At 30.7% G+C, this 14,537-nt stretch carries 12 protein-coding genes; 3 read left to right on the forward strand and 9 right to left on the reverse strand.

The annotated features are described in order from the left end of the window. A complete protein-coding gene (locus K5Q05_RS00680; protein ID WP_025443971.1) occupies positions 1-966 on the reverse strand; it encodes an efflux RND transporter periplasmic adaptor subunit in 966 nt (321 codons plus the stop codon). Positions 967-978: 12 nt separating this feature from the next. Continuing rightward, on the reverse strand, positions 979-2,271 hold the full coding sequence (locus K5Q05_RS00685; RefSeq protein ID WP_051480306.1) for a TolC family protein: 1,293 nt from the start codon (positions 2,269-2,271) through the stop codon (positions 979-981). A 93-nt stretch (positions 2,272-2,364) separates the two neighbouring features. Here K5Q05_RS00685 and yidD point away from each other — a divergent pair, with 93 nt between their 5' ends. Then, the gene (gene yidD / locus K5Q05_RS00690; RefSeq protein ID WP_165940964.1) at positions 2,365-2,658 is read left to right on the forward strand and encodes a membrane protein insertion efficiency factor YidD; all 294 of its coding nucleotides are present in this window, start codon (positions 2,365-2,367) and stop codon (positions 2,656-2,658) included. On the opposite strand, the gene K5Q05_RS00695 is transcribed toward yidD, so the two are convergent. The 5 genes from K5Q05_RS00695 to fliD all read right to left on the reverse strand — a co-directional run bounded on the left by K5Q05_RS00695 (position 2,647) and on the right by fliD (position 8,859). Further along, positions 2,647-3,543: a glycine betaine ABC transporter substrate-binding protein gene (locus K5Q05_RS00695; RefSeq protein WP_025443969.1), complete on the reverse strand. Its 897-nt coding sequence runs from the start codon at positions 3,541-3,543 to the stop codon at positions 2,647-2,649. The genes yidD and K5Q05_RS00695 overlap by 12 nt on opposite strands. Positions 3,544-3,580: 37 nt before the next feature. After that, positions 3,581-4,480, reverse strand: coding sequence for an ABC transporter permease (locus K5Q05_RS00700; RefSeq protein ID WP_020954536.1), 900 nt, complete (start codon positions 4,478-4,480; stop codon positions 3,581-3,583). A 6-nt stretch (positions 4,481-4,486) separates the two neighbouring features. Next, positions 4,487-5,605 (reverse strand): ATP-binding cassette domain-containing protein, encoded by a 1,119-nt coding sequence (locus K5Q05_RS00705; protein WP_025443968.1) that lies wholly within the window; start codon positions 5,603-5,605, stop codon positions 4,487-4,489. Between the two features lie 126 nt (positions 5,606-5,731). Then, positions 5,732-6,736, reverse strand: coding sequence for a flagellin N-terminal helical domain-containing protein (locus K5Q05_RS00710; RefSeq protein ID WP_025443967.1), 1,005 nt, complete (start codon positions 6,734-6,736; stop codon positions 5,732-5,734). Between the two features lie 122 nt (positions 6,737-6,858). Next, positions 6,859-8,859, reverse strand: a complete 2,001-nt coding sequence (fliD, locus tag K5Q05_RS00715; protein ID WP_025443966.1) for a flagellar filament capping protein FliD — start codon at positions 8,857-8,859, stop codon at positions 6,859-6,861. A 176-nt stretch (positions 8,860-9,035) separates the two neighbouring features. Here fliD and nagA point away from each other — a divergent pair, with 176 nt between their 5' ends. Together nagA and nagB are read left to right on the forward strand one after the other, a co-directional pair. Beyond that, entirely contained in the window at positions 9,036-10,241 is a 1,206-nt protein-coding gene (nagA, locus tag K5Q05_RS00720; protein WP_025443965.1) for an N-acetylglucosamine-6-phosphate deacetylase, read from the forward strand. Between the two features lie 33 nt (positions 10,242-10,274). Then, positions 10,275-11,078: a glucosamine-6-phosphate deaminase gene (gene nagB, locus K5Q05_RS00725; RefSeq protein WP_025443964.1), complete on the forward strand. Its 804-nt coding sequence runs from the start codon at positions 10,275-10,277 to the stop codon at positions 11,076-11,078. A gap of 91 nt (positions 11,079-11,169) precedes the next feature. Here nagB and K5Q05_RS00730 read toward each other — a convergent pair whose 3' ends face one another. Beyond that, a complete protein-coding gene (locus K5Q05_RS00730) occupies positions 11,170-11,781 on the reverse strand; it encodes a superoxide dismutase (protein ID WP_025443963.1) in 612 nt (203 codons plus the stop codon). Positions 11,782-11,794: 13 nt separating this feature from the next. Continuing rightward, positions 11,795-14,491, reverse strand: coding sequence for a preprotein translocase subunit SecA (secA, locus tag K5Q05_RS00735; protein WP_025443962.1), 2,697 nt, complete (start codon positions 14,489-14,491; stop codon positions 11,795-11,797). Between the last annotated feature and the right edge of the window lie 46 nt (positions 14,492-14,537).

Below are 14,537 nucleotides of genomic sequence, written 5' to 3' on the forward strand. Positions count from 1 at the left end.
CTAAACATTGTCTTCAGCAGCAAGCCCATCTTGAATATCCACTATATCCACATAAGCTCCATCAGAAAGCGAAGAAAGACCTTCAATGACAATTAAATCATTTTCATTAATGCCAGCCTGAATAGAGACAATATTATCTACCTCAAAATCTATTATAGGAAATACTCTTTCAACCATTTTTTTAGCTATATTTAACTTAAATACGCAAAGTTTACCCTCTCGCTCAATAAAAGCACGTTTTGGAATTTTAACCACGTTTTCTAAATGCTTAGTAATAAGCTTGATCTTGGCAAACATACCAACAAGCATTTTGCTTTTATTATCTCCTATAGGTTCAAGATATACCGCAGCAGTACGACTCTTAAAATCCAAAACAGGAGACACTTGTGAAATTTTTGCTTTAAATTTTTCATTAGGATAAGATTCAAGTTCAATAACTGCATCACTGCCAGCCTTGACATCTAAGATATATTTCTCAGTAACATAAGTTTTTATCTGAATTGCATCTATTTTCCCTATTAAAGCAATACTTGTTTGAGGTCCAACTATATCTTCAACTTTGAAATTAACAGATAAAACATATCCAGAAATTGGTGCTCTTACTGAACTCTTTAAATAAAGAGACCCTGGCTTTGACGGATCAAGTACTGCAATTACTTGTCCCTGTTTTACATAAGCTCCAAGCTTAACATGAAGAGACACTATTTTACCGGTAACATCTGGGAAAACCTCAGCTTTAACTTTGACATCTATATCCCCATTTAAAGTAATATAATTACTTAAAGTCCCCTTTCTAGCCTTCACAACAATAACTGGAAATCTAAAAGACTCACTAACATGATCATTGGTATTAATATTCCCTTGAAGTTCACCATTAATCTTCCTACTACACGAAAAAATAAATAACAAAAATAGAAACAATAAATAATGTTTACAATGAACCCCAATATTAAAAATAAAATTCACAAAACATTCTCACTAATCCAACTCACTTACTAAATCTCTATATTCAAGTATTATATTAGCATAATTTAGCTTATCTTTTATAAGCTGCAAATCACTCTGTTTATAGGAAGCTTCAATGTCATTTAATTTCAAAAGATCTAAGGTTCCTGCATTAAAGGCCTTAAAAGCCACATGATAATTCCTTTTAGACATTTCTAAATTTATCTTGGAATTATCTAAAATAGATTTATATAGTCTTATACTCTCACGCTTCTGAATAATATTAGCTTTTAATTCACGAATCTTACTTTCAATTTTATTGCCTAAAATTTGTAATTGATAATCTTGCTCCCATATTCCTATAAAGCTTTTTGAAAATGGTAAAATCTCATTCAAACTATAAGTTAATGCCAAAGAAAATTGAAACCCTTGATTGGACGAATTACCCAAACCATTGCTAAAAGCAATGCCTCCAGGCCCATAATAAATTGAAAATGAAAATTTTGGTAAGAAAGTATCTAGCCAAAGACTATTAAGCATAGTTTTCATAATTTTAGCAGAACCATTTAACTTTCTCACTTCTAAAGACCCGTTAACATCTATAACCTTATCAAATAATGAAATATCTAATATCTCGTCTGACAACTCTCCTATAGTCTCAAAATCTTGAAAGACATCCAACCCTAATAATAATTTAAATTTTTCCTTTATCCTTTCAAATTCAATAATTTGCTGTTCTAAATCAGGTTGGAACTTGCTATACTTCAGCTTAGCATCAAGATAATCTATTTCAGAAATAAGTCCATTATTATAAGCAATTCTTGCTTGCTCAACTTTAACTCTGCTATTTTTAAGTTGACTTTTCAAAACTTCTAAAATATTTTTGAAAGCTATTAATTCATTATACATTTTAAGCACATTTAACTTAATACCTTTAATAACCTTATCTTTGGTGAACTTAGCAAACTCATAATTAAGAATAGCAAGCTTAATTTTACTGAAATCAGATGCAGATATCGAAAAATTAGCAGAAAACCCAAAACCTAAGAACCAATGTGCATTACCTATTAAATTAGGTATAGCAAAGCTAGACTCTGAAAAACTTGAACTAATCTCTAAATTTGGAATAAAAACATTCCAAGAAGTATCTTTATGTAATTTTTTTATCTTTTCTTCGTACTCAGCATTTTGAACATCTAACCCGTACTTTAAAGCCATACGAACAGCATCTTCAGCAGATATTTGCATAACTTCTGCATAAAAAGAAAACGGCAAAATAAAAATTAACCTTTTAATATCCACTTCTACCCTTTTACAGCTACACATAAAAACATTCTTACAAATGATTACAGTATAAACTATATAACTAGTATATCATAAATTTAGTGAAAATGATGATAACATAATATAATTATGTACATGAACATCTTAAAAAAGATTTTCCTAACACCAAACTTGATACTTATTTTATTAATTAAGATATATCAAAAAACTTTTTCCAAAATCATTGGCTTTCAGTGCATATATGAACCTAGCTGTTCAAATTATGCATTAGAATGTTTAATAAAATACAACATTATAACAGCCTTGATTCTAATTAAACTAAGACTGCTTAGATGCAATGCACTATTTAAAGGAGGTTCTGAGCCACTACCAATTAAAAACCCAATATTAAAATCATTAAAGAAATTTAAAGAAAGATTAATCAAATAAACTTTTATATTTATCTGGAACCCAATTTTTGACATACTCTTTATAAAAATCAACAAATTCAACAGCATTAGTATATTCATGCCCAGACTTTTTATAATTTTTCTCTATCAAAGGCAACAACAAATCATCATTCCAATAAAAATTATCAAATAAATAATAAGCATCAGGATCATCTTCTTTAAGACCAATCCTAACAAGAGAATGAATACTCTCAGGCCCTCCCATTGCTAACAAAGGATCATCTAAAAACTTAATATCATATTCGGCAAATGCCCAATGGGGCTTCCATAAAGGAACTAAAATCCACTCATTCTTTTTAATAGCAGACTCTAAACTTGCAAGCATTACACTCTCACTTGAAGAAATAAGTTCATATTCTTGATCTAATCCATAAAGATTAAGGGTTTTTTCTACAGAAAGTTGTGTGCCAGCTCCAGCATCTATTCCTACCATTTTATTTTTAAACTCAGCTCCTCTACCCTTAAGCTCAGCAATATTTGAAATTGTAACATAACTTGGAACTACAAATCCTTGTAACGTTCCCTCATAATTAGCACCAAGATCAACAAATTTATCCTTAAATTTTTCATAATAAAACTTATCCGCCGTAGGAACCCATGCAGATACCATACCATCTACCTGCCCCAGTGACAAATACTGATACATAACAGATGTTGTAACAGGAAATATCTCTGCCTTATACCCCATTTTCTCAAAAATGACTTTTATAATATTAGTAGCGACTGTCTCTCCTATCCAATTAACATACGCAATCTTGATTAATTTTAAATCCTTGGAGTTATCATTATTAGAATTATCATTCTTATCACAAGAAAACAAAACTAAAATAAAACTTATAAAAATAGATATTAATAAACTTCGCATAATCCAATTCTCCTACTAATGCATAAAAACAAAATTATTATTTATTATACATTTCTAAAAATCTTTTGAATTTATTTTCCTTTTTTGCTCCATAATTATCAGTATTTAAATAACTAAATTTAATAAAAATAGCCTGCATAATTCTATCTAAAATAATGGCTATTATCACAACAGCTAATCCAGATATTAAACCTTCACCAAAATTTAATCTTTCAACAGAATATATTACTGTTCTGCCAAGCCCTGATGAACCAACCATCGCTGCAATTACTATCATAGATATTGCCATCATTATTGATTGATTAATTCCCTCTATTATGCTTTGAAGAGCCAATGGTAACTGAATTTGGAAAAGAATACGAACATTACTACTTCCAAAAGACTTTGCAGCCTCAATGACTTCACTTGGAACTTGAATAATTCCAAGCCTTGTATATCTAATAACAGGAGGCATAGCAAAAACTATTGTAGCAAAAATAGCTGAAGATGTACCCATACCAAAAAAAGGTATAGCTGGTATTAAATAAATAAATGGAGGCATTGCCTGCATTAAATCAAGAAATGGTTTTAAAAATACATAAAATTTTGAATAATATCCACATAAAATACCTATCAAAATTCCCCAAATCACTGAAAAAAACACAGATACAAAAATAATTGATATAGTATCCATTGAAACTTCCCAAAGATCAAAATATAAAATAAAACAAAATCCCAACATAATCAGTAAAGCCAATCTTTTCTTTAAAAATAAAAAACTTAAAACACAAATAATCACAATAAAAAGAATAGGATTAATTAAAAGAAACAAATTTTTCAAATTTTCATACAAAAAAATAACAACTTTTGCAAACCCTATGCCATTGGAATTCGAAAAATTATCAACAAAAAAACTAAAAGCCTTATCTATATTAGACACTATAAAATCTCTGGTCATAAATACCTATCTTGCCAATAAGCTAGCAATCTCCCCTAAGTCAATATATCCAATAATATCACCTTGTTCCTCTATTATGATCAAATAATCCATCTTATTTAAATACTTAACAACACTTTTTATCTCATCATCTAACTCTAAAATTAAAGAAATAACATTACTATACTTTTTACCAATAGACAAATTATACAAGCTAAAATTATCACCTTCTTTCTCAAGAATAATATTAAATCTATTAGGTTCATCCTTAAAAGCAAAATCCATTCTAATAATATCCTTAATTTTTAAAATATTTAAAACGGAAAGATTATTAATAAAATTAGCTATAAAATCTGTTTTAGGATCCCTTAATATTTCTAAAGGCTTACCAACCTGAACAATCTCTCCATCTTTCATAAAAGCAATTCTATGACCCAATTTGAAAGCCTCAATTAAATCATGAGTAATAAATACAACTGTCTTTTTTAATTTGTCTACCAATCTCAAAAGCTCACCCTGCATTTCTCCTCTAATCAAAGGATCAAGAGCTGAAAAAGCTTCATCCATTAAAAGTATATCAGGATTAACCACCAAAGCTCGTGCTATACCTACCCTCTGCTTCATTCCACCTGAAAGCTCATTTATATATTTATATTTAGAATCCTCAAGACCCACAAGCTTTAAAATATCAAAAGCCCTTTGTATCCTAATTTCCTTAGGAACATTTTTAACTTCAAGTCCATAAGTCACATTCCTTAAAACATTCATATGCGGAAAAAGTCCAAAATTCTGAAAAACCATGGCAAACTTGTCTTTTCTTAAAGCAGAGAGATCTTTTTGATTAATATCATTCATTTCAATATTATCTACCAAAATAGATCCAGAATCTATTTTATATATGCCATTCAAACATCTAACAAAAGTAGACTTACCGCAACCTGACATACCCATAATAACTAAAATTTCATTCTCATAAACATCAAGACTGATATTTGCATTTGCAATAAAAACAGAAGATTTTTTATAAATGTCAGTTCTACCTTGACCATTCTCATAACTCTTTATAGCTTCAACTATTTGTTTCTTATGATTATTATAAGAAAATGTTTTATAAAGATTCCGGACCCTAACACTAGCTTTACACAAAACAAACTCCTAATGAAAACATTATCACTCTAAATGCATCAATATTAAATATACTCAAATATCAGAATTTTGATTAACACAAATAAAAATAAGGGTCCGTCAAAGACCCTTATTGCAAAATAAAATCTATCTAAGCAATGACAATACATATTGAGGCACTTGATTTGCTTGTGCAATCATAGCCATTGCGGATTGTGTCAAAATGCTGTTAGTTGTAGATGCCACAATTTCATCTGTCATTATTGCATCTTTAACTTGAGCATAAGATGCTTTCAAGTTTTCAATAGCATAGTCTGTGCTAGCCTTAACAGACTCAAGTCTATTTTGAAAAGCACCAAGATTTGCTCTTTGATCAGTTACCATTCTAATAGCATCTTCGATCTTTGAAAGTGACATATTAGCATCAATAGCAGTTGTAACATTAATTGGAGAATTAACTCCACCTTGCACTGGAGCGGCTGCTGGAGCTGGAACTGCTTGAACTCCCTCCTGTTGTGCTCCCTCTTGAGCTGGAGCTGCTTGAGCACCTTCTCCATTAAAAAGATTTGCAACATTAGCTGCATAAATATTGACAGCAATTGCTTCATCCTGATTTGCACCTACATGCACTCTCAATGTCCATGAAGCTTGTGATCCAGCCAATGATGCTGGTGTGTTAATTTTTGCAGGTTGCATTCCAAGCTCTTCAGCAGTTTTTACATTTTGAGCAGCTGACTTATTAGATAACATATGCATTTGGTTGTATTGAGCCTGATCAGCAATTCTGTTTATTTCATCTGTAAGTTGTTCAATTTCAATCTGAATAGACCCTCTATCTGAATCTGAGTATGTACCATTACCAGACTGAACAGCAAGTTCTTTCATTCTTACTAATACTTTCTCTACCTCGTTCAAATTTCCTTCTGTTGTTTGAATAAAATTTATAGCCTTTGAGGTATTTCTAGAAGCTTGAGACAATCCTCTAATTTGTGAATTAAGCTTACCAGCAACACCCATACCAGCAGCATCATCAGATGCACGATTAATTCTATACCCACTAGAAAGTTTTTCTTGAGTTTTGCTAAGATTAGCAGCATTAATGCCATTATTTCTGGAAGCATTTATGGCTGACGTATTATGATTTATAATCATATACAATTCCCTCCGTGTAAATTAATATAATTTTGATATTTTAGACAAATCCATTTGTCTTTTTAAGGATATCATAAAAACAAGAAAAAAATAAATATAATAATTAACTTAAATTAAATCTGTTACCTGTTTTGCCTTTGAAAATTCAAAGATTTAAGGATATTCTCCTGCTCTTTCATCTTCTTTACAGTGAAATCTAAAGTATTAAGTTCTCCTTCAACTTTCTTACCCCTTTCTTCATATTTTCTTCTATAATCTTCAACAACATTTTTCTGATTAGAAATTCTAAGATCATAACTTTTTATCTTATCATAAATAAATCCTCCAGAACTTACCAAAGGAGACAGATAATCACCAAGCATCTTAGCAAGTCCATCATCATAAATCCGATCATCATTAAAATCAACTGCAAAAAGTTCCTTTACTGAATTAATATTGCTTCTTATTATATCATCAAACTTCTTCTCATCAAGTTGCAAATAACGAGAAAGACCTCCTGATGAAGACATAGAATTGGTAAATACCCCTATTTGATTAATGATTGAAAAATCAGGATCATTAGTCCTGTAAGCATTAAACATTATTGATTCTAATCTCGATTTAAGATTTTTTAATGCAAACTCAGCTCTAAGGATCCCTAAATTCTTATAAGCTTTTTCCTTTTCGTCATTACTTAAATAAGACCATTCTTTTAATATATCTGATTTTTGACCTTCCAAATTACTCTCATTTGAACTTACAATATTAATCTCAGCAAGAACCTCATTATAGGCTACCAAAAAATCCAATAAAAGTTTTTTAATCCCATCATAATCAGGCTCAACCTTAGCAACAATAGCATCATCTGATGATTGCTTTAAATTCAATGTAACATTAGGAATTAAATCATTAATAATATTTGAATCACGCTCAACATCAACTCCATCAAATTTTATCTTTGCATTTTCTGCAAAACTTTTGGCATTTATTGGCAAATAACCATCTCTATTTTTTGGATCAAAGATCTCAATATTTCGAATAATACAAACCTTATCATTAGCTATATTTTCGATATTAATCTCTTTTAAATCCAAAAGCGAACCAATTTCAACTTCAACTTTCTCAAAATCACTTGCAACATTTATTGGTGGCAATTCTAAGGAACCTGTATTACTGTTAATTTTAACCATATTCATTTGAACATACCTCTTTTCTTTCAAAGGAACTTTATGATCAGATTCAAGATAAATTATGCTATCTTCACTTTCAACCTTAGCATCCTCAAATGTAGCATAGCCAGGATTAAAAATAATCTTGTCCAGAACACCCTTACTATCTGTATCATAATATTTAATTTCAAATTTAATTTTACTTCTGCTACTAATCTCAATATTCTCTGGAATACTTATCATAATTTCTGAAAGAGGCTCTAAGACAATATTATCCCCATCAAGATAAATTTTATTACTACTATTTTGCTGATTATTAATAATTTCTGTTAAATTCGGACTAAAATTTGTTGTAAGCTCGCTTAAAATACCTATCTGTTTAGCAAGCTTCAAAGCCTCGCCTTTCATAACAAGTTTATTATCTTCTCCTTCCTTTAAGGATTGCAAAACCAATCTACTATTACCAGAACTATCACTCTTCACAATTTTAGCAGATAAAAATCCCTTACCTCGATTATTAATATCCTTTACAAGAGACTCAACATCTCCATTATTCCTAACTTTAATCTCTTTATTACCAACTAAAAATACATAATTTCCCTCAGGAATACTAATTTCCTTTTGTTTAAAATTCTCAGATAAAAAAATATCAGAACCTGCTGTCTGATTAACATTAATCTTATAAGCTTCATTTTTAGCACCATATCGAGCAGATATAGAAAGAACATTATCATTGCTAGAATTGCCTGACATGTAATTAAAAGGACTATTAAAAGATGTAATTTGTCTTGCAAGAGAATTTAGAGTAGAAAGTTTTTTATTAATCATTTGCCAAGCATACTTCTCTTGCTCTAAGCTCTCAAGCTTTTCCACAGATGAATCTACTTTAGCTTTATCAGATTTAAGCATCGACTCACGAATTTCCTTAGTATTATATTTACTATCCACACCTGGAACAAAAAAACCAGAAGACATTGCAACACCTCTTAACTAGAAAGTCTAGCATAAAAATATATAAACATAAAAACAAATAAATAATATTACATTGCAAATGTCAAAACAAACATCTCACTAAAAGACATATAAACAGACAAAAATATTCAAAAAACACATATGCTTATAGTAAAATTTAAATTCATAGGAGAGTACATATGCCAAACTTCTGTTTATTTAATTCAAAATCTGTGTTGACAGGAAATGATAAAATAGACAATTCAGCTGTCCTAATTGAAGACAGTAAAATTTTTGATATAGTAACAGCCGATAGACTTGAAAAAATTGATTTAAAAAAATATGAAATGATTGACGTTAAGGGCAACTATATCACTCCCGGTCTTTATGATAATCACATACATGGATTTTACGGCTACGGAACCGATCAATGCTCAACAAACTCAATAATTAAAATGTCACAACATTTAGCAGATTATGGAGTAGTAGGATTCTTACCAACACTTTATCCACGTACAATTGATGAAATGATTGAAACAATTAAAGCATGCACAGAAGCAATAGGTAAAGAGAAAGGCTCAAAAATTTTAGGACTTCATCTTGAAGGACCATTCTTCTCTCCTGAAAAAAAGGGTGCCCATCCTACATCATATCTTCAAAAACCAAGCATTGAAATCATGCAAAAATTCATAGATGCCGCAGGTGGTACCTTTACAGATTCTTTTGGACGAAAAAAAACAAACATTGCAACAATGACAGTTGCACCCGAGCTTAAAGGTATGAGAGAGCTTGCAATGTTTTGCATGGAAAATAACATAACACTTCAAGCAGGACATACCAATGCAAAATACGAAAATATGATTGAGGGTTTTCAAGTAGGCATACTTCACACAACCCATTTTTTCAACGCAATGTCGAAACTCGATCACAGAAATCCAAATGCAATAGGAGCTGTTCTAATTCATGGAGATGTATCCTGTGAACTCATTGCTGATGGATGCCATATCCATCCAAAACTTGTTTTAATGCTTAGAAAACTCAAAGATATAAGTAAATTAATTCTTGTAACCGATGGATTAACTCCAACACTACAAAAATCTGGGAAATTAATAGCTAACGGAGAAGAAGTGTACCTTAAAAATGACGGATTATTTCATACTATAGCAAACGATACAATAGCAGGCTCGGCTCTCACAATGATACAAGGAGTTCAAAATTTAGTAGAATTTGGATATAGTTTAAGCGATGCAATTCAAGCAAGTTCATACAATCCAACCAGAATAATTAATCTTGAAAAAAAAGGATTAATATGTCATGGCTATGATGCAAACATAAATGTAATTGACAAAGACTTGAATTTAAAATTAACAATGATAGAATCAAAAGTAATTTTCAATAAACTTTAATTCTATCTATATTACATATAAAAGGAGACAGAAATGAGATTAATCATTAGATCTAATTACAAAGACATTTCAAAATGGGCTGCCAACCATGTAGCTATGAGAATAAAAGAATTTTCACCAACAAAAGACAAACCATTCATTTTAGGACTTCCAACAGGTAGCTCGCCAATTGAAATGTATAAAAATTTAATTGAGATGAATAAACTTAGAAAAATCTCATTCGAAAATGTAGTTACATTTAATATGGATGAATACATAGGATTAGATAAAAATCATCCTAAAAGCTATCACTCATTTATGTGGAATAATTTTTTCTCACATATAGACATAAAAAAAGAAAATGTACACATGTTAAATGGCAATGCTTCTAATCTTGCAACTGAATGTAAAGAATATGAGAAAAAAATTAAATCTTACGGTGGTATTATGCTTTTTGTGGGAGGAATTGGATCTGATGGTCACATTGCATTTAATGAACCTGGATCATCACTGCAATCAAGAACAAGAATCAAAACCTTAACTCAAGATACAATTATTGCAAACTCAAGATTTTTTGAAAATGATATCAATAAAGTGCCCAAAAGCGCCTTAACAATAGGAATTGGAACAATCATGGACTCAAAAGAAGTGATTATTATAGTAAATGGTCACAACAAAGCAAGGGCATTAAAACATGCTATTGAAAAAGGAGTAAATCACATGTGGACAATTAGTGCTCTTCAGTTACATAAAAACGCAATTATAGTATCGGATGAAGCTGCAACATATGAATTAAAAGTTGGAACAGTAAAGTACTTTAATGACATTGAAAAAGATAACTTCAATAATAATATATAAGAATTATTACATGCTTATGCAAACAAACATAAACTAAGTATAAGAAATAAATATTCTTTAAACCTAGTTTATGAAGAGCTTAATATAAAAGTTATTCTATTATTTCATTATATACTCTTGAAATCTCCTCCCAATTTAAAGCCTTAAATAACGCATCAATGTATTCAGCTCTTCTATTTTGATATCTAAGATAATAAGCATGCTCCCAAACATCAATACCTAAAATAGGCTTATAATTCTCCATTAAAGGACTGTCCTGATTCGGTCTTGATATTATTTGCAATTCTTTATTTGCATGAAGAACTAGCCAAGCCCACCCACTTCCAAAAATATTCATAGCTGAATCTTTTAAAGCCATCTTAAGATTATCAAGATTGCCAAAAGTACCATTCACGTGCTCTTCAAAATTTTTCAAAATATTATCTTTATTCCCAGGTTTTAAAGTCCTGAAATACACATTATGATTAGAATATCCACCAGCATTATTCCTGATAGCCGCTTGAAGTTCCTTGGGAAACCTCTGAATATTTTTTAATATACTTTCAATATCTTCAGAATAATTTATTTCTGTCTTTTCAAGAACAGAATTTAAATTTACTGCATATGCATTATGATGCTTGGTATGGTGAAATTTAATTGTATCAGCATCAATATACGGCTCTAAAGCATCATAATCATAACCAAGTTCTGGTAATTTAAACATAAGATCCTCCTTTTTAGTCTTTTCCATGACAATTTTTATATTTCTTTTTACTACCACAATAACAAGGTTGATTCCTTCCAATTTTCGGAGCATTTCTAACTATTTGCACTCCTGATGCATTATCCCCTTTATCAAACGTAACATTTGAAAATTTCTTATGAGTAGCACTAACATTCTTAAGCTTTTTATTTTTATAACCACTAGAATCAAGATCAACTTTCATTTGTAAAGTCCGCCTTAAAGTCTCAACCTTAATGTCTTTAACAAGCTCACCAAAAATTGTGAAACTTTCTTCTTTATATTCAGTAATTGGATTTTTATTAGCATAAGATCTCAGATAAACTGACTCTCTTAAAGAATCAAGATTTGCAAGATGGTCTTGAAACTTAGAATCAATATTCCTCAAATATTCATGTTTTAAAAATTCATTTAAAAGTTCAGCTCCTATTAGCTCTTCTTTTGCATCTAGATTAGACCTTGCAATTTCCATTAACTTATCTTTTAAAGATAAAATACTCATGGTTTCAACAGAACCAATACTTTCCATCATGTAAGCAAAAATTGAATTTATTTCACTTAGTATAGAACTTGTAACTACTTCTCCCTTAATTTGATCAAATAAAAAATCAAGATATTCTCTTGAAGAAAGAAGAATACGTTCCTTAATATTATTATCAATAAGAATTGAGTTTCTTTGAGAATAAATAAACTCCCTATGATTTGTTATAACATCATCATACTCTAAAAGATGCTTTCTAATCTCAAAATTTCTATCCTCTACGCGCTTTTGTGCATTGACTAAGGATTTTGTTAACAAAGAATGTGTAATAGGCTCACCTGTTGCCATCCCAAGCTTGCCCATCAAAGCTCTTAGATTATCGCCTGCAAAAAGCCGCATCAAATCATCCTCAAGCGATACATAAAATCTTGATCGACCAGGATCTCCTTGTCTTCCTCCTCGGCCTCTAAGCTGATTATCTATTCTTCTTGACTCATGGCGTTCACTACCAATAACATAAAGTCCACCAAGATCCTTAACTTCCGCATAGTCCTTAAGATACTGCTCTCTTTCAATCTGCATAGCTCTTTGAAATTCTTCAAGACTTGCACCCGTTCCAATTTTCTTACGAACCCGATGCTCAAGATTACCACCAAGCTTAATGTCAGTACCACGTCCAGCCATATTAGTTGCAATTGTAACAGAATGTTTTGCTCCTGCTTCAGCAATAATTAAAGCTTCACGAAAATGATTTTTTGCATTAAGAACTTCATGTTTAATACCTTTATTTTTAAACATATTTGACAAAATTTCAGATTTTTCAATAGAAACAGTTCCAACAAGAACAGGTTGTCCCTTCTTATAAGCCTCATAAACCTCATCAGTAATTGCTTTAAACTTAAATTCTTCAGTGTAATAAATAATATCATCTTCATCAATTCTTGATACCAACCTATTAGTCGGAACAACTATAACATCAAGATTGTATATTCTATGAAACTCCTTTGCCTCTGTATCAGCTGTACCAGTCATGCCAGAAATTTTGTTAAACATCCTAAATAAATTCTGAAACGTAATTGTTGCCATAGTTTTATTCTCACTTGCAACCTTAACACCCTCCTTAGCTTCAATAGCTTGATGCAACCCATCAGAATATCTGCGTCCTTTTAAAATACGCCCCGTAAACTCATCAACAATTTCAACTCCAGAATCCCCAACAATATACTCTCTGTCCTTAAAAAAAAGTAAATGAGCTTTTAATGCTTGAGTCATATAATGAACATAATTAAAATTAGAATCAACATACATAGAACCCTTAATTATGCCTTTTGCAACTAAAATTTTCTCAAGATTATTTAATCCATTTACTGTAAAAGATATCCTCTTCCCTTTCTCGTCAATCGTATAATCTCCATCAAGTTCATCAATCTCTAAAGGATAATCTCCGGTTTTTAGATCCTTAGAGCATTCCTTTAAGAGCGAAACAAGAGAATTCACCTCAAGATAAGCACTAGTATCTCCATCGGTAGAACCGGAAATAATTAAAGGAGTTCTAGCCTCATCAATCAAAATAGAATCAATTTCATCGATAATACAATAATTAAAACTTCTTAAAGACTTCTGAGATAAATCAAAACACATGTTATCTCTTAAATAATCAAATCCAAGCTCATTATTAGTCACATAAGTAATATCCTTATCATATTCCGCTTTTCTCCTAGCAGAATCCATATTAGATAGTACAACACCAACACTAACTCCTAAAAGGTCAAAAACTGGCTTCATCCAATTTGAATCACGTTCTGCAAGATAATCATTAACAGTAACGATAATAACACCATCACCATTTAAACTATTAAGGTAAGCAGCCTGCACTGAAGACAAAGTTTTACCTTCTCCCGTCTTCATCTCTATTATCTTTCCCTGATGGAGAGCAAGTCCAGCAATAAGTTGAACATCATACGGTCTCTCTTTAAGTCGCCTTCTAGCAGCTTCTCGTGAAAGAGCAAACGCCCTTTCTAAAATATCTTCTAAAGTCTTACCTTCCTTAAGTTCATCTCTAAATTTCTCCGTTTCCCCAGCAAAATCCTCATCTGATAAAGACAATGCCCAAGACTCAAATTTATTAATATTTCTCAAAACAGGAAGATATTTTTTTAAATCCCTCTTACTTTTTGAACCAATAGTTGATTCAAATATCGCTCTTAACATATTAGGTATCAATTCTCCTAAAATAATTGACTTTCAACCATTTAAA

Origin of the sequence: Borrelia miyamotoi, from assembly GCF_019668505.1 — a bacterium.
Classification (GTDB): domain Bacteria; phylum Spirochaetota; class Spirochaetia; order Borreliales; family Borreliaceae; genus Borrelia; species Borrelia miyamotoi.